Consider the following 16,325-nt stretch of genomic DNA (forward strand, 5'->3'; position numbering starts at 1 on the left):
CATTAGCCGCTACCTCGGTTCCGGTACCTTGCTCGGCTCTGCGCTCACCCCCCGGGCGCGGGAGACGATCGAAATTGACCGTCCGATGATTCGCGTGCAGGGCAAGGGGAAGGCGGATCGCGGTCGACGGGTGTGCTAACCCGCCCGGACCGCGTATCCGTTCCCGTCCGGCTCCACCAGGAGCTCGACGACGTCCGGCCGGGCCCCGCCCGGGTGCGTGATCGTCGCGCTGAACCGGTACTGGCTGTTGCCGGTCTTCGTGGGATCCATGACGGTGATCCCCCGCACCACCGATCCCCGCGGCATGGGTTTGGCCGGAGTCGGCCGCGCCGTGCCGATGACGGGGATGCCCTTCCAGTTCCCGGTCACGATGGCCCTTGCGGAGGCGGTGGCCACGTTGAGCGCGCCGGCGGGGACGACCGTCGCGCCGCCGTCCGTCATCGGGACCCTGGTCGCGGCGGTGGCGGTGAAGTTGCTGGCCGCGGCTCCCGTCGGAAGCACCTGCGACGGGCCCCCGGAGGGGGTGGGCGTCCCTTCCCCCGGGCTCGGTGAGGCGGTGAGGCCCCGGGGGTCGAGTGTCTGGACCTGGTAGCGCGGCGCCCGGCTCGCGGCCGGGGCGGCGCCGGAGGAGCCGCCGCGGTCCAACACCGCACTGACCAGAAGCATCAGGATGATGCCACCGACACCGGCCCATACCGCGATGTTCCACCACTCGGGCAGCTCGGTCTCCTTGACGAGGCGCCGCCGCCGGAAGCCCTCGCGGGCGTAGTCGGTCAACTTCGGCATGACTTTGACCGTCGCGGGCGGGCGGGTCCGGGCAACCGGAGTGCGGCGACGTGTCGCGAATCGTTATGGCGTCCGGGGGGCAACCCCGCACGGTTTGAGGCATGAGCGAGGAGGACGACCGCGTCAGGGGGCCGGCGATGCTGGCCGCCACCAACATGCTGAAGCCGCCGCCCGCGGTGATCGGCAGCTTGAACAAGGACATCACGCTGCCCCGCACGCTCAGGCTCACCACGCTCATCGCCGTGGTCGTCGGGTCGGCGTTCGGGTTCCTGATCTCCTTCCTCGTCTTCGGCCCGGGGCTGAACGCGCTGATGTACGGCCCGGTGCTCGGCGGAGCGGCCGGCTGGGCGTCCGTCAGCCTGTCCCCGCTGAACGGGGAGTCGCTGGCGACGTGGATGGGCCTGCAGATCAACGGCACTCGCAACCGCAGGCTCTACGTGGACGGCCGGCCGGTCCGGCTGTACATCGGCATCTCACCGCTGCGCCGCACCGCCGCGGGCAAGGTGCGCATGCTGCCCGGGGGCGTCCCTGTGGACGCGGTCCGCTGGGACTCGCGCGGTTACCCGCAGCAGGAGATCCCCGGGGCGAACCGGCTGCGGGCTCCCCGCCGCAAGGGACGCGCGCTGACGGCGTCCACCCAGCTTTCCAGCGGCCGCGGGCGGGGCCGCAAGGATCGCCGTCGCGGGTGAGCGCGGCCGGCACTTGCGCATCGGCGTGAGGGCCGCACGGTCCTGGCTGCAACACGACAAATAGAGGAGGGACGATGCCGGAACAGTCACCCACTCGTTTCACCATGGTGCCCGCCCGGCGTTCCAGTGAGCCGACCGCTCGCAGGCGGGCCAGGAGGATCCTGATCGCGCTGTTCCTGGCCGCGGCACTGAGCATCGTCGCGGTGTTCGTCGCCCTGACGAGCGGGAGCGGCAAGCCGGACCTGTCCGCGGTCGCACCGCAGGGTCGCGACCTGTCGTACACCGCCGCGATGAACTTCCTGGCCGGCCGGGTGCAGGACGTGCCCCGCGCCGAGTCCTTCGACCCGGACGCGGCGTCCGCGGAGGGCCCCGACGGAACCGCGACCCCGCTCGACTACCGGGCGCTGAACTGGGTCGGTTTCACGCCTCGGCATTTCGGGACGAAGGAGCTCGGCTTCACCGACTTCGAGATCCACCACTACCTCGTCGTGATGAACGACCAGGCGGCGACGCAGAGCCCGTCCCCGGCGGCCGGCGGCAGGCCGAGCGCGACCCCTTCCGGAGGAGCTTCCGCGACCCCGTCCGACGGGGCCTCGGCGCCACCGTCCGGCGGAGCGGCCGCGTCCCCGTCAGGTGCGGCTCCGCAGGCGGGCACGACCGGCACGCCGTCTCCGGGCACGACGGCCGACCCGCAGGGCAGCCCCTCGGCCGGCGCCGGCGCGACGCCGCCGATGAGCGCTCATGTGCTCCAACTGGACGTGCCGGTGCTGCTGGACCCCGCGGGCCCCCGCCTGGCGGCCTCTCCCGCCTTCTCGGTCTGGAGGAACGGCGCCGGCAAGCCCGGCGGGGCCGGTGACTACACCAATTACCAGCAACTGACCACGGAAGTAAGTACCGAGTCCAAAAACCAGATTCTGCGATGGGCGGCGGCCTACGCCACGGGTGATTCGACGGGACTGCTCGCCGTCACCGGTGACCAGGACCCCAAACACCGCTACGAAGGCCTTTCGGGGTTCCGCCTGGCGGACTCCGCGCAGGCCGTGCAGATCCTTTCGGCGATCAAGACGCTCGACGACCAGCTCGTCGTCCGGGCGCGGATCATGCTTGCCAGAGCCGAACAACCCGGGACGGTTACTGGAAAGAAGGTAAACGTCCCGCCATTCACCAATTTCGCTGACTTCGACCTGCTGGTGGGAGCCAGCGGGGCGCAGCCCCCGGTGCTCGCGTGGGGACCCGCCGGTTCCGCGGCGGAACTCGATCCCTACAGCAACGCACTGAACAACTGACCGGGACCTCAAATCACGGAGGAAAAATGATGCTAGATCCTGGTTTCATCATTCTCGCGGGACCGGATATCGGTGACAAGGGCGCCGAGAGCTTCTTCGGCTCCCCCGCGGGGAAGGCGCTGACCGCGATCTGCGGCGCCATCGCGGTCGTCATCGTCGTGTTCGGCGTCTTCCGGATGATCAACGGCATCGGCCGCGGGCGTCCGGGCGAGGCCTTCAAGTCGCTCATGTTCGCCTTGCTCATCGGCGGGATGCTGTTCAACCTCGGCGTCACGGTCCAGGGGGTCAAAATGATGAGCAAGCTTGTCGGGAAAGTCTTTACCAGCGTCGAGCAGGTCGGCGACAGCAACGGCTGACGCGGGTACCTCAGTGTAAGGAGTGAACGTGGCGGACCCGAGAGGGCCGGAGAGCAGGCCCACGGACCTGGCCGGTGGCGGCTATGTCTTCCCCGCCGTGGTCCTGCTGGTGTTCGCGGCCGTCCTGGCCGTGCTCATCCCGGCCCTCTGCGCCTGGGTGCTGCTCGTCGCGCTGCGCCGGTTCCTCGCCCGGCGCGACTGGATCATCGTCTCGCTGGCAGGCGTGGTGGGGTTCGCGCTGCGGGCCAAGGACAACGCCTACGCCTACGGCTACTGGCTGGCGAGCTTCGCCGACTTCGGCCCGGGGCAGCCCGGGAAGGTGCCCGTCACCGTGCTGCTGTCGCTGACCGCGGTGCTCGCGGGCCTCTTCGGACTGATCGTCGGGAGGGCCCGGGGATCGGCGGTCATGACGCTCTCGTCCTTCCTGCGCAAGAAGAAGAAGTTCGTCGACCTGTTCGACGGCACCTGGTTCCGGCAGAAGGAACTGGTCGACGACCCGATCACTCCGCGGGACGGCCGCCGGGAGATGCTGAAGAAGCGGGTGGCGACCCGGGTCACCGTGGCCGACATCCCGGCGGTGCACGGCCCGTACGCCACGGAGAAGGCCAGGAAGACCCCGATCAAGGCCAAGACCATCCCTATCGGGCTCGGCGCCAAGGACCGTCCGGTGTGGCTGAGCACCGCGGAGATGGGCATGCACGGCGCCGTCGTCGGCTCCACCGGCAGCGGCAAGACCGTCACGCTGATGTGGATCATCGGGGCGGCGCTCGACATGGGCTTCGACGTCACCGTCCTCGACATGAAGGAGGACACCGAGCCCGGCGGTCTGCGCGACTTCCTGCGCGCCTACGCGCAGGCCCACCGCATGCCGATGCAGGAGATCGCCCTTGGCGACGAGCAGCCGGCCTTCTGGTTCAACGCCCTCGCGGGCATGTCCGCCGACGAGGCGTTCGACACCATCATGACGATGGTCGAGTTCGACGACGCGTACTGGCAGGCCCTGAACCGCAAGGTCCTCCAGCAGGTCGTCCAGATGCTCCACGAGGCCGCCGAGATCGCGCCGGACCGGTTCAATCCGCCCAACATGCTCGAGATCGGCAAGATCATGGAGCACGGCGAGAACATGAAGGGCGCCGTGAAGGAGCACGTCCTCGCGATCGACGGGGTCCGCGGCTTCGGGCACTGCACCGAGCGCTACACCAACGTGCTCCGGCCGTCCCGCGACGAGGGCGTCTCCGCGGCCAGCTTCGGCACCAAGCTGACCGGGCTGTACGACTCCGGCGCGGGCCGCCGCATCCTGGTCCCCGGCGGGGAGCGGCAGATGATCGACGTCCGGCGCGAGGGGCTGACCTACATCGGCCTCAACTCCCTCGGCCAGCCCGACATGGCGAAGATCCTGTCCTCCTCGGCGCTGCAGCGGCTGTCGGTGTACGCCGCGCAGCGGATCCAGGGCCGCGCCCCCAAGGACAAGCCGCGGCTCATCGTGGTGGACGAGGCGAACTTCATCGACCGCGAGATCGCCATGAACATGCTGTCCCGGGTCCGGTCCGCGCTGTTCAACATGATCCTGTGCACCCAGGGGCCGACGGACTGGATCGACAAGGACGGCGATGACTGGTCGCGGCTCACGCAGAACATCAACTGGCTGATCGCCATGGCCCAGTCGTCCCCCGAGGCCGCGGAGAAGTGCGCGGAGTTCCTCGGCATGCGCGACAACAACAAGTTCAGCGAGCGGGTCGGCCAGGACGGCCACACCCAGAACCTGCAGGCCATGGGGGAGGAGCAGTTCATCGTCTTCCCGAAGGAACTGCGGGCCCTCGGCACCGGTGAGGGGTACCTGCGGGTCAACAAGCCGGCCAGCCGGGTCGAGTACGTGATCATCCCGATGCGGAAGCAGGAGCTGGACCGCTACCAGCCGCCCGCCCTGCCCGGCGTGCCGGTCACGATGCCGCTGGGCGCCCCGCAGGGGACGCGGGGGCGGGTGTGAGGCCGCCGCGGCGCCGCCCGAAGGACGAGGCGCGCCCGGACGGCAAGGCACGGGCGGACGGCAAGGCGCGCTCGAAGGGCGAGGCGCCCTCGAAGAGCGAGGTGCGGGCACGCCGGTTCGACCCCCTGGCGATCGCGCTGGAGGCCTCGATCGTCCTACTGCTCGGCTTCGTCCTCGCGGGCCTCTCGATCGGGATGCTCGTCCTCCAGTACGGGGACGTGGTCACGTTCGACCTCGGGGACGTCGTCACCGCGGGCGCGGCGGGCGTCGTCGCCGCCGCGGTGGTCCGGCTGAACGTGCGGCTCCACCGCCGCTGGAAGAAGACGATCGGCAGGTTCACGGCCGCCGCCGCGCTGTGCGCCCTGGCCGCGGCCGCGGGAGCGCTCGTGGTGATGGTGCCGGGCGAGTGCCCCGGCGGGCTCTTCAGCACCGGCCGGTGCGGGGTGCGCGAGGCGGCCGCCTGGGGCCAGGTGGCCGGGCTGGCCACGGTGCTGAACTTCATGATCGCCGGCATGGCGCTGACGATCTGGCGTCTCGTCCGGCGGGCCGGCCGGTGGCTCGGCCGCGAGGTCCTGGACGTGGTCCGCGACGGGTCGGAGCAGAGCGTCATCTGGTTCAAGGCGCTGAGGAACATCCGGAGGCGCGGCGCCCGGCCGCGGGGCGGCGGGCGCGACGACGGCGGAGCCGAGCGCGGCCCGCGGGACGCGAAGGGCCGGCCCACGCCGCGCCGCGCGGACGCCGAGCGGGCTCGCCGCAAACGGCTCCGCGCCCGGGCCTGATCCGCGGCCCCGGAGCGAGCGTCCAGAGGGAGATGCATGTACGAGGTCGGACGGGCCGGAGACTTCGTCTCCCGGCAGATGTGGCGTCACCGGACCCGGGGGTCGCTCTACGCGGCCGGGGCCGCCACGCTGGCCGTCACGGCCGCGGGGGCCCTACTGGGGGCGCTCCTCCTGGACGCGGGTGCGCTGAGGGTGGCGGCGGCCGTCGCCGGGGTGGCCGCGGCGGCGGGCTGCGCGTACGCGTGGATGCGCGCGACGCGGTCGCTGGGGCAGGCTCGCCGGTCGTCCGTGGGCGCGCGGTCCGAGCGTGAGGTGCGGGCGGCCGTCCGGCGCACCGAGTCGGTCGCGGCGGCCTACGGGCTCGTGCTCGGCTCCCGCGGAGGCGACTGCGACACGGTGGTCTTCACCCGCGGCTGCGGGGCCGCGGCGATCGAGGTGAAGACGGGGCACGGCCGGGTCTCCGCCGAGGGCGGAACCATGCGGGTCGGCAAGCGCGTGCTGCACGGCGACCCGGCCCGGCAGGCGGCGAACCAGGCGCGGAGGCTGTCCCGCAAACTGGGCGGCAGGACGGTCCTGGCGGTCGTGTGCGTGCCGGGGATGCGGAATCGGCCGTTCAGCACGCCCGCCGGCGTGTGGGTGTGCTCCGCGCGGGATCTGCAGGCGGTCCTTGACCGCGCTCCACGCGTCTTCGGCGCGGCGGAGGAGGCGCGGGAGACGATGCGGAGCCTCTGGGACGCGGCCCCGGCCTGACCGGCCGGTCCGGGCGCCCCGGGCGTGCGGGTCGCTGCTAGGGGAGGTCCGGACGCCACATGAGCGAGGCGATGACCAGCAGGACGCCCAAGCAGGTGATGAAGAAGGTGACGAGCATGGGCATGAGTTCGAAGGTGCCGGGCCCCGGCAGCCGGCCGGCGAGCGACCGGCGGGCCGCGCCTCCGGCCTCCATCGGCTCTGGCTCGTCCGGGAGGACGTCGTCTTCGGTGTGCTCGTCGAAGAACCAGCCGCTCTGCGCGGTACCGGCGGCGCCGCTCTGGTCACCGGTCTGCGCCCAGCCCGCGGCCGGCTCCGGCTGGAACGCGCCACCGGCCTCGGGGAAGCCGTGCGGCGCCGGGGCGGGCGGCGCACCGGGCGCGCTCGCGGGCTGGTGGCCGACGCCGGGAGCGGCGGCATGGGGGGCGCTCGCCGGGGCGCCGAAGGGCGATCCGGGAGGCGTGGCCGGAGGCACGGCGTAGTTCGGCGGTGCCCCGTGGCCCGGCGGCACGCTGTGGTTTTGCGGTGCGCCGTGGTTTTGCGGTGCGCTGTGGTTTTGCGGTGCGCCGTGGTTTTGCGGTGCGCCGTGGTTCGGAGGCGCGCTGTGGTTCGGGGCGAGGCTGTGCTGCGCGTTCGGCGGGAGGCCCTGCGGCGGGTTCGGCGGGACGCTGTGCTGGGGGCTCGGCGGAATGTTCTGAGGCGGGCTTTGCGGGAGGCTCTGCTGGGGGCGCGGCGGGGTGTTCTGTGGCGGGTTCGGCGGGAGGCTCTGCTGGGGGCTTGGCGGGACGTTGTTCTGCGGGCGCGGCGGGACGTTCTGCTGGGGGCTTGGCGTAGTCGCCGGTGGGGCGGGGCGGGTGTTCGGCCGTCCAGAGGGAGCGTTGGAGCCGGGCGCGGCGCTGGGACCGCTCCAGGCATCGCCGGGGGCCTCGGTGGGCGCCCCCGGGGCGGCGCTCCAGGAGTCCCAGGTGCCGAGCGAGGCCCAGGGGTCGCCCTGCGCGGCCTTCGGGCTCTCCTCGGGCGCGGGCGCGGCGGGCTTCGCGCCGGCCGCCGGCGGTGCGGCCGCCGGCTCTTCCCCGGCGTCCGCGGTGTCGTCGATGATGACCCACGAGGACGCCTCCCCGGCGCCGCCGGCCTGTCCCGAACCGGGGCCGCCCGCGTGCTCCCGTCCGTCGTTCATCCTGCCCGTCCTTCGATTCTCCGGGCGCCCTCGGGTGTCTCGACGACGGGCTGGAGCAGCTTGGCCAGCGCCTTCTGCTGGATCTGCCGCACCCCTTCACGGGACAGCCCGAGCCGTTCGCCGATGACGCGCAACGCCTGCTCCGGCTCGCCGTCCAGTCCGAACCGGCGCGTCAGTACGTACCGTTCGCGGGGGTCGAGCAACGGCAAGCCGCGGCTGCTGAGGGCGCGCAGGTCGAAGCGCAGGAGCACCTCGTCCTCGATGCTCGGGGCCGAGTCGGGGAGCCGGTCCTCCCACGCGACGTCGTCCTCGCCCGGGCCGCCCGCGACCGTGTGCAGGCTGTCCAGCCGGGGGGCGTCGAGCACGCGGCGCACCTGGGCCTCGGTCACGCCGGCGCGGCGGGCGATGTCGGCGTGGTCGATCGGGGCGTCCGGCCCGGCCTCCTCGAGGAACGCGCGCTCGGCGGCCAGGATGGCCGGGCGCTTCTCGAAGTCCCCCGGGTTGAGGTTGGGGTGGTCGGCGTCCCGCACCGCGCGCAGGACCTCCCGCTGGATCGGCTTGAAGGCCCAGCTGGCGAAGGGACCGCGGTTCGGGTCGTAGGAGGCGATCGCCCACAGCAGCCCGACCTTGCCGGCGCTCTCGAAGTCCTCGATGTGCTCGCTGGACTTCGAGGTGAACATGGTGACGTACCTGCGCACCAGGCCGAAGTTCGCGATCATGATCTCCAGCGTGAGGTCGTCGAACTCACGCTCGACCCGCCGCAGCACCAGTTCGGAGAGCATGTCGATCTCACCGGTGTCGGCCCGTGCGCGCAAAGCGGTGAGCCGCTCCTGGAGCTCGTGGCGCCGCGCGAAGAGTTCGTCGTTACGGGTACGGAACTCGTCGGCGGTGGGGCGCTCGCCACGCGCTGGCTGCTCGATGTCCATCCGTCTCCCTCGGCTAGTCGGGATTGCGAGGCTGGAGTTGTAGCTATGCACGTTCGATGCCGGGCGGCCCGGGAACGGTCGGATCCGAAACAGATCGTTGATACGTTCGCAGGCCGCTCGGACGGTCGCGAGGCTCTTTGTCGGCCGGACATCGGGGGTGCGCGGACGGGCGCGGGCGGAAGATCGCAGTTGAGCGCTTCGCCGGGAGGGGGCGCAACTGTCCGGGAAGGCAACGCCGCGACAAGTTCGTTGACAGAAAATTGACCACCTATGGATCTTCTGTTGCCTTGTTGATGGTTGTTTGGTGTACGCCCGGTGTGCCGTGACATGGAACTGGCAACCAGTTCGCCGCGTCGGGTTGCGGATCGCGGAAGCGACGGACTCTAGAGGTCAGGGGGTACGCGCTTAGGCTGCGGTAGGAACAGGCGACGCCACGGGCCTCGTCTGCCAACGAAAGGAAGAGTGACGGTGCAAACGATCCTCAGCGATCTCGGTCTCGAATCCCCGCTCGTCGGGACGACGGTGACCGCCCACATCAAGTCGAGCGGACCGGACGGTTTCCGCTGCGCCGTCTATGACGTCGCGACCGGAGAGGCCCGCGACGCCCTTCTGCCGCGCGCCGACGCGTTCGACCTCCCGGAAGGGGCCGCCCCGCCCGAACTGGCGCAGGGCAGCAAGGTCATCGCGCTGGTCGTCGGCGTCTCCGCCGGCCAGTCCCCGGGCTCCGAGCGGCTCATGCTCTCGGTCACGGCCCCCGAGCTGGTCGAGCGCCTGCTGGCCGGGTTCGTCGACGAGCTGCTCAACGGCAAGGTCGTCATCAAGGCCATCGCCCGGGTCGCCGGGACCAAGACGAAGATCGCCGTGGCGCCCACCGTCACCGGCGTCGACGCGCGCGGGGCGTGCATCGGCCGCGGCGCGAGCCGGCTCAAGGGCGCCCAGAGCCTGCTGAACCACGGCTACGGCAGGGAGCGCCTGGAGATCATCGAGTACGCCCGGGACCCGGCCGCCTTCCTGGTCAACGCCATGAACCCGGTGCAGGTCACCGACGCCCTCGCCGAGCGCGGGAACGCGATCGTCGCCGTCGAGGAGCACCAGCTCTCCGGCGGTATCGGGGAGGGCGGCCTGAACGCCCAGCTCGCCGGGCGGCTGACCGGCCACTACGTCCGGGTCGTCAAGACCGGGACCGACCTGCGCGAGGCGCTCGACCAGCTCGTGGCCGACAAGGCCGCCGCGGAGAAGGCCTGAGGCGACCCCGGTGGTGCCGGTGGTCGTGCACGCCCGGGCGGGGGTCCCGCCCTGCGGCGTAGAGGATCTGAGCGGTCCGGCCGGGGGGACCCTCGACCGGGACACGCTCGTCGTGGCCGGCCAGGCGCTGACCTGGCGGTCGGTCTTCACCAGCGGCGCGCACACCGCGATCCCGCTGACCGCGGCGTCCGCTGTGATCATCGGCCACGACGCGGAGACGCCTCCGGAGCTGTGGCATGACAGGTTCACCCGGGGCTTCGCCCACCGGATGGCGGGCGAGCTCACGATCGCCTCGGTCACCGCTGGGCTGCTCGGCGAGACCGTCTCCGGGAACCGGGACGAGGACGCGAAGATGCTCGGCTCGGCGATCGACGGGCTCGCCCGGCTGCTCACCGAGCTGGAGGAGGCGCGCTCGCCCGGCGAGAAGGCGGACCGGATCGTGGCCGACACCGTCCGGACCCACACCGCCCTGCTCGGCGTGCTCGCCCACCAGCAGGTCTCGGCACGCGAGCAGAGCGAGTTCACCGTCCACACCGTGCGTTCGGTCGCCCGGCACCTGACCCGCAAGGAACTGGAACCGATGCGGGCCCGGATCGGGCTGCCGTGGCCGGCCCGCGTGACCAGCGGTGTCGGCGACCATCTGGGGCTGGCCCGGTGGCGGGCCACCATGCAGTCCGACGGCGACCAGATGTGGTGCCGGCTCGAAGCGCAGAACGTCCTGGTCACCGAGCTGTGGCTGCGGAATCCTCCGGAGCGGCCGGAATGAGGTACCCGAAGCCCGTCCGGGTCACGATCACGCCGTCGCCGAGCTTGCGGCGCAGCCGGGACACGTGCTCGGCCAGCGTCCGGGAGACGCCCCGGTCGGTGCCCCACACGTGCAGCATGATCTCTTCCTTCGAGACCGCCCGGCCGCGGTTGACCGCCAGGAACTCCAGGACGGCGTACTCCATGGGCGCCAGCCGCACCTCGGCTCCCTCCCTGAACACCTGCCGGGCCGTGAAGTCGACCCGCACCGGCGGGATGTCGATCAGGTCGCCGCGGGTCTCGCCGGAGTGCCGGGCGATGCTTCCCGCGCTGCGCCGCAGCAGCGCCTGGATGCGGGCGATCAGCACCTCCGGGTGGAAGGGCTTGACGACGTAGTCGTCCGCGCCCAGCCGCAGCCCGAGCGCCTGCTCGTGCGGCTCGGAGCGGGCGGTCAGCAGAATGATCGGCGTGGTGTTCCCCTGGTCGCGCAACTGGTCGATCAGGGACAGCCCGTCGATGTCGGGGAGGTTGATGTCCAGCAGTGCGAGGTCGATGTCGCCGCGGCGCAGCGCCAGCCGGGCCAGCTCCCCGTTGGCCACCGACTCGACCTGGTAATGGCGCTTGCGCAGCAGACCCGACACGAGCTTGACGAGACGCGCGTCATCATCTACGACCAGGATCCGCGCCATGGCGCCATGATAACGGGGGTGCGACCGTCATCCGGAGGGGCAGCGAGCAGTGGAGGGCGCCGGTGGGGCGCCAGATCCTGTACGGCGTGATCGCGGCCGTCGTCGTCCTGACCGTCTTCGGGCTGGGCGGCTCACCGTACAACCGCGTCGGTCCCGGGCCGGCGATCCGGGTCGGAAGCCCCGAGGGCGGGTCCTGGTCGGTCATGACGGCCCGCGTCCAGCGCGCCAACTGGTTCCAGTGGGGGAAGGCCGAGCTGACCGGCGACCACCTGATCCGGAACGTCGAGGGCGGGCACGGCGGCGGGCAGGGCGGCGCCGGCCCCGCGCCGGACGGCGACGCGATGAGCACCGCCCAGACGCACGCCGCGCTGGTCGCCGCCCAGCTCGCCGCGGGGCGGGCGCCGGTGAGCGCCGCCGGCCTGCAGGTGAGCGCGGTCGGCGGAGCGGCCCGCGGCAGCGGCCTGCACCCCGGCGACGTCCTCCTCGCGGCGGGCACGGGCGGCGGCGCGCTGACCCCGCTGCGCGCACCGGCCGACCTGGAGACGGCGATCGCCGGGCGCGCGACCGTGCACGTGCTCGTCGTCCCGCACACGTCCGCCGCCACGTGGGGGAGCGCCGAGATCCGGAAGATGCCCGTCGCCCGGCTCACCGGGACGGAGGCGGGCCCCACCGTCTCGGTCACCGCCTACCCGCTCGGCCCCGTGGAGGGGCCGTCGGCGGGGCTGATCCTGGCGCTGGCCCGCCTCGACGCGCTCACCCCGGGCGACCTGACCGGAGGGCGCCGCATCGCCGGCACGGGCGCGATCGGACTCGGCGGGGGCGTGACCGGCGTCGGCGACGTCCCCGATAAGGTGCGCGCCGCGGTGAAGGCGCGCATGGAGGTGTTCTTCGTGCCGGTGTGGCAGCGGTCCGACGCCGTCGCGGCGGCCAGGGGCACCGGGCTGAGGATCGTGCCGGTCAGCACGGTGTCGGAGGCCGTCGACCGGCTCTGCGCCGACGGGGGCCGCGCTCCGCTCTGCTGACGCCCGGCCCGCTCAGGGGCGGCGGAGATGGGGCAGCAGCGCGGCCAGCACCCGCCGGTCCACGACCGGGGCGCCCTGCCCGAGCCAGTCCGCGATCCGCTCGCGGACCTGCTCCAGGTCACCGGCGAGCAGGTCGCCGTACTCGGGCTCCGGGAACCTCACCCGGGACGAGGGCGCGGGATCGTCCGGCAGCACGGCGACGAACCCGCGGACCCGCACGCGGCGCGGCACCACCTTGCGGATCTCCTTCACCGCGGCGCCGATGCCGGTGTCGCCGCCGGGGAACGGGCGCCCGATGGTCGTGAGCGCCCCCTTGCTCGTCCAGGCGTAGGTCCCGGCCGGCCAGCGGCGGGCCATGACGACGGCGAGCCGGTCGCCCCGCAGCACGACGTGCTCGACGTAGTGCGGGGCCCGCCCGGACGGCTGCGGCGCCATGAGCGCGTGCACGATCCGGACCCCGTCGAGGCGCGCGAGCCTCTCCAGCCCGGCGGCGCTCTCCCGCGCCACCACCTGGCGCGAGAGGTTGCCGTCGAGGCCCGCGCCGGGCACGTTGAAGACCTGGTATTCGAGCGAATCGGGGGCGATCAGCCGGTCCAGTTCGCGGCCCTTCCGGACGAGGTACGGCGCCGCGGCCAGCCCCGCGCCGCCCACGGCGAGCCCCAGCAGCACGCCGCAGAGCGTCCAGAAGGCGCCGCCGTCGGTCTCGGCCGCGGCGAGCGCGGCGCCCCCCGCGAACGTCAGCACGCACACGGCCCAGAGCCAGGACAGGGACCGCAGCGTGGACTCCAGGGCGATGAGCGGCATCGCCACCAGAGGGAAGGCCAGCAGGAGGAGGAACCCGATGGGGAGCCCGGCGGGCCACAGCACGTACACCGCGCCCAGGAACGCCACCGCCCAGACGGCGACGGCCGCCACCCGGATCCAGTGGGCGCCGAACCGGGGGCGGACGCGCAGGGCCGATGCCGGCGCGGGCGCCTGCGGTTTCGTGAAGGAGGGACCGGGCGGCGGGGTGCCGGAGGGGCCCCCGGATCTCGCGCCTTCCTGCCGCGCCCCGTTCTGCTGCCCCTGCCGCGGGCCGGGCCCGGGCTCGGGGGCCGGGTCCGGTTCCGGCCGGGAGCGAGGCGGCTCGGGCGGGGCCGTCCGGCCGCGGGCGTCGTACGCGGCCCGGGACGCCGGGTCCTTCAACGTGTCGTACGCCGTCTTGACCAGCCGGAACAGGCCGGAAGTGCCGCTGGCGTCGGGGTGCACCGCGCGCATCGCCCGGCGGTACGCCCGGGTGATCTCCTCCGGTTCCGCGGTCCGCTCCACGCCGAGGAGTTCGTAGTAGTCCGGCTGATCGCTTCTCATGGCATCCCACTCGTCATCGGTCCTTCATCCCGACCGTCCGGGATTTGCGCCCTGCGGCTCGTCACTCCACGCCGCCTTGCGCGCCGACGCCGATCCCCGCGCGCGCCCTCGTGGTCGGGGACGGCGCCGCCCGGACGGTTTCCAGTGAGTCCCGACAAACAAGAGGAGGAATGCCGATGACCGAGCCTGTCCGGATCAACTGTGCCTGTCGGCTGCACCGCCGGAAATGGACGGGCGAGCCGGAGGTCGACGACATCGTGAAGCAGGTGATCTCACGCCGCTGGACGATCGTGCGGAACGACCGGCCGGCATGTTCCTTCACGGTGGGCCAATGGCACACCTTCACCTCGCCGGAATTCGTGATCTGTGGCCTTCCCCGTCCGGAAAGCCATGACGCCCTCCGGGCGGCCGTCATCGCGATGGGGCACGATCTGCCGGCGCTGGACGAGGTCGACACCGAGTTGACGTCGCTGAAGGTGAAGACCGTGAAGGTCCACGGCAGCTGGCACGGCTCGCCGCCGCTTCGCGGCGCCCGTGCGTTCTACGACGGCCGGCTGCCCGAGTACCGCCAGCTCATCTGGGCCGAAGGCGCCGAGGGCTTCCCCGGCGACGAGGGCTTCGACGAGCGACTCGTCGAACGCCAGCCCAATCTGGCCATTCCACGGCCGGATCACCCGGAATGCGCCTGGACGACCCCGCCGTGAACCGGTGGGGTCCCCGGACGCCGAACAAAGGCGCCTCACGTCGACGACGTGGGGCGCCTTTTCCGCTGAAATCCGGCCACCGGACCCGGAACAAGTGATGCCCCGGTGGGAACGGCATGAGCCGTTCCCACCGGGGCACCGGTGTGCTTACTCCCTCCGGCAGGAGGAAGCGTGGGTGTCACCGGTGGAGCGGCCGTGGCCGCTCCACCGGAGACGGTGGTTCCCTTCGGTGGCCGCTAGGCGGCTACCGCAGGTAGCTCCCCGGAAGCAGCTCGACCGGGTCGAGCCACCATCCGTGATCGAAGCCCGAGATGCCGTCGCGGTCGTTGACCGTCACGACACGTCCCGGGTCCCTGCGGTACATGACGCCCCCCTCTTCGAGAGGGACGAAATGCGAGAAGGGGTACACGGCGAACGACGTGCCGCGGAACGCGAGCCGGCCGTGCTGGACGAGGACGTCGGTCCACGCCTGAACGTACTGCTCGATGGTCGTTTCCACGTAGTCGTTGACCGACATGACGGCGCCGGCGAGCATCCGCCGGAGCACCGCCACCACGTAGGAGGTTCCGCACAGTTCCTGAACCGTGCGGATCTCCGGATCGAGGAACCTGCCCTTGACCTTCACCTGGCTCCGGAGTTCCGGGTCCAGGAGCAGGTTCCAGAGCTCGTCCCCCGCGTTCCGCATCGCGTCCACGAGGGCCTGGACGTCCGGGGCGCGCCCCGGTTCCATGTCCTCCAGGATTTCGCCGAGCGGTGCGAGTTCGTCCTGGTCGATGATCTCCGTCCGGTCGAACCGGTCACCGAGGACCTCCCGAAGGATGTCCACGGTGCGGTCGCTTCCGAGACGGCTTCGCCGGGTGACCTCCTCGCGCCAGCGCTTGTAGGCGCGGGCGGAGGTCTGCCCCCGCTGCACCGCGGAGAGCATGTACAGCCAGTAGGCCCTCCACGGCACGTCGATCACGACCGAGTACCGGGTGCTCTCCGGCGAGTGGACCATCACGTTCCCGGCGAACGTGGCCGCCAGGCACGCGAGGTTCTCCTCGTAGAAGGAGAGCCACGGGACGAATCCGGCCGAGGTGATGAACTCGTCCGCGTTCCCTTCCGCACCGTAGCCGCCGAGCTGGAACGAAGTCCGCCGGCCCTCCGGGTTGGTCGAGATCGTCGCCCTGCTGGAGCCGTTGCAGCCACCGAGGACGATGGACACGGTGTCCGGCCTGTCGGCCAGAACCTTGCCCGGTTCGCCGGCGATGTGCACGTGCTCGGAGGCCCTGCCGAGGTTGAACCCGGCGTAGGCGCCCTGCATGTACCGAGAGCGGTCGTTTCCGAGCCGGAGCTCGTAGACGACGCTCTCGTCCGCGACGGTGTCCGGATCCGCCGACAGTCGAAGACCCCTTGCCAGGTCCACGACCTTACGGCGTGCCCTGCCTGCGGGCTTGCCCTTGGCGAAGTTCAGGTCCCCGAAGGCACCCTTCAACGACGTGGGCGACCACAGCCAGTCCGACGTGATCCGGATGGGCTCCTGTCCCGTGAGCAGGACGGGGGTGATGCGGGATGAGCCGGGTCCTTCCGGGTCCGACTCGGTGGTCCAGCGGATGAGACCGCCGGAATCCGGAGTTGCGGCTGCCATGAGCAACCCTCCTTTTGGTTGTACTGCGCCCGGGACTGAGTCCGGACGGCGTGACTCGGAAGCCACTCACGTGGTTGAGCCACGCATAGTTGACTGTGTCGATCGAAAGCCGATCGGCAGCGAGAAGCTCAAGGTCGCCAAGAAGAAGTTCGACTCGGCGACCAAGGCGAGCAAGCAGGAGCAGGCCAGCTTCGAGGAGCAGCGGTCCAAGATC

At 71.9% G+C, this 16,325-nt stretch carries 16 protein-coding genes; 10 read left to right on the forward strand and 6 right to left on the reverse strand.

What is annotated here, in order from left to right; translation table 11 throughout:
- Positions 1-135: 135 nt before the first annotated feature.
- The gene (locus AB0C84_RS41830) at positions 136-786 is read right to left on the reverse strand and encodes a hypothetical protein (RefSeq protein WP_179843910.1); all 651 of its coding nucleotides are present in this window, start codon (positions 784-786) and stop codon (positions 136-138) included.
- Positions 787-887: 101 nt separating this feature from the next.
- On the opposite strand from AB0C84_RS41830, the gene AB0C84_RS41835 reads away from it, so the two are divergent.
- From AB0C84_RS41835 to AB0C84_RS41860, 6 genes are all read left to right on the forward strand, one after another.
- Positions 888-1,475 carry a hypothetical protein gene (locus AB0C84_RS41835; RefSeq protein WP_361077339.1) on the forward strand — a complete coding sequence of 196 codons (588 nt, stop codon included), beginning with the start codon at positions 888-890 and terminating at the stop codon, positions 1,473-1,475.
- Positions 1,476-1,549: 74 nt separating this feature from the next.
- Positions 1,550-2,761: a hypothetical protein gene (locus tag AB0C84_RS41840; RefSeq protein WP_361077341.1), complete on the forward strand. Its 1,212-nt coding sequence runs from the start codon at positions 1,550-1,552 to the stop codon at positions 2,759-2,761.
- A gap of 26 nt (positions 2,762-2,787) precedes the next feature.
- Positions 2,788-3,117, forward strand: coding sequence for a hypothetical protein (locus AB0C84_RS41845; RefSeq protein ID WP_361077344.1), 330 nt, complete (start codon positions 2,788-2,790; stop codon positions 3,115-3,117).
- Positions 3,118-3,145: 28 nt separating this feature from the next.
- On the forward strand, positions 3,146-5,104 hold the full coding sequence (locus AB0C84_RS41850) for a helicase HerA-like domain-containing protein (protein ID WP_361077347.1): 1,959 nt from the start codon (positions 3,146-3,148) through the stop codon (positions 5,102-5,104).
- Positions 5,101-5,883 (forward strand): hypothetical protein, encoded by a 783-nt coding sequence (locus AB0C84_RS41855; protein ID WP_361077349.1) that lies wholly within the window; start codon positions 5,101-5,103, stop codon positions 5,881-5,883. The genes AB0C84_RS41850 and AB0C84_RS41855 overlap by 4 nt, the downstream gene beginning before the upstream one ends.
- A 36-nt stretch (positions 5,884-5,919) precedes the next feature.
- Positions 5,920-6,633, forward strand: coding sequence for an NERD domain-containing protein (locus AB0C84_RS41860; RefSeq protein ID WP_361077352.1), 714 nt, complete (start codon positions 5,920-5,922; stop codon positions 6,631-6,633).
- 37 nt (positions 6,634-6,670) lie between these two features.
- Here the strand turns inward: AB0C84_RS41860 and AB0C84_RS41865 are convergent, their stop codons facing one another.
- Together AB0C84_RS41865 and AB0C84_RS41870 are read right to left on the reverse strand one after the other, a co-directional pair.
- Positions 6,671-7,807: a hypothetical protein gene (locus tag AB0C84_RS41865; RefSeq protein ID WP_361077355.1), complete on the reverse strand. Its 1,137-nt coding sequence runs from the start codon at positions 7,805-7,807 to the stop codon at positions 6,671-6,673.
- The gene (locus tag AB0C84_RS41870; protein ID WP_361077358.1) at positions 7,804-8,733 is read right to left on the reverse strand and encodes a sigma-70 family RNA polymerase sigma factor; all 930 of its coding nucleotides are present in this window, start codon (positions 8,731-8,733) and stop codon (positions 7,804-7,806) included. Before AB0C84_RS41870 ends, AB0C84_RS41865 begins: the two co-directional genes overlap by 4 nt.
- A gap of 462 nt (positions 8,734-9,195) precedes the next feature.
- Between AB0C84_RS41870 and AB0C84_RS41875 the strand changes: the two genes are divergently transcribed.
- Together AB0C84_RS41875 and AB0C84_RS41880 are read left to right on the forward strand one after the other, a co-directional pair.
- Positions 9,196-9,978, forward strand: coding sequence for a hypothetical protein (locus tag AB0C84_RS41875; RefSeq protein ID WP_179843901.1), 783 nt, complete (start codon positions 9,196-9,198; stop codon positions 9,976-9,978).
- 10 nt (positions 9,979-9,988) lie between these two features.
- A complete protein-coding gene (locus AB0C84_RS41880) occupies positions 9,989-10,744 on the forward strand; it encodes a hypothetical protein (protein ID WP_361077361.1) in 756 nt (251 codons plus the stop codon).
- On the opposite strand, the gene AB0C84_RS41885 is transcribed toward AB0C84_RS41880, so the two are convergent.
- Positions 10,701-11,411, reverse strand: a complete 711-nt coding sequence (locus tag AB0C84_RS41885; RefSeq protein WP_179843899.1) for a response regulator transcription factor — start codon at positions 11,409-11,411, stop codon at positions 10,701-10,703. The genes AB0C84_RS41880 and AB0C84_RS41885 overlap by 44 nt on opposite strands.
- A 62-nt stretch (positions 11,412-11,473) precedes the next feature.
- On the opposite strand from AB0C84_RS41885, the gene AB0C84_RS41890 reads away from it, so the two are divergent.
- On the forward strand, positions 11,474-12,433 hold the full coding sequence (locus tag AB0C84_RS41890) for a S16 family serine protease (protein WP_361077363.1): 960 nt from the start codon (positions 11,474-11,476) through the stop codon (positions 12,431-12,433).
- A 12-nt stretch (positions 12,434-12,445) separates the two neighbouring features.
- On the opposite strand, the gene AB0C84_RS41895 is transcribed toward AB0C84_RS41890, so the two are convergent.
- Positions 12,446-13,780 (reverse strand): J domain-containing protein, encoded by a 1,335-nt coding sequence (locus tag AB0C84_RS41895; protein WP_361077365.1) that lies wholly within the window; start codon positions 13,778-13,780, stop codon positions 12,446-12,448.
- A gap of 176 nt (positions 13,781-13,956) precedes the next feature.
- On the opposite strand from AB0C84_RS41895, the gene AB0C84_RS41900 reads away from it, so the two are divergent.
- Positions 13,957-14,484, forward strand: coding sequence for a DUF4262 domain-containing protein (locus AB0C84_RS41900; RefSeq protein WP_361077368.1), 528 nt, complete (start codon positions 13,957-13,959; stop codon positions 14,482-14,484).
- Between the two features lie 244 nt (positions 14,485-14,728).
- On the opposite strand, the gene AB0C84_RS41905 is transcribed toward AB0C84_RS41900, so the two are convergent.
- Complete coding sequence (locus tag AB0C84_RS41905; protein WP_361077371.1) at positions 14,729-16,111, reverse strand: hypothetical protein; 1,383 nt, start codon at positions 16,109-16,111, stop codon at positions 14,729-14,731.
- Positions 16,112-16,325: the final 214 nt, after the last annotated feature.

The organism is Actinomadura sp. NPDC048955 (assembly GCF_040649435.1).
Taxonomy (GTDB): domain Bacteria; phylum Actinomycetota; class Actinomycetes; order Streptosporangiales; family Streptosporangiaceae; genus Spirillospora; species Spirillospora luteofluorescens.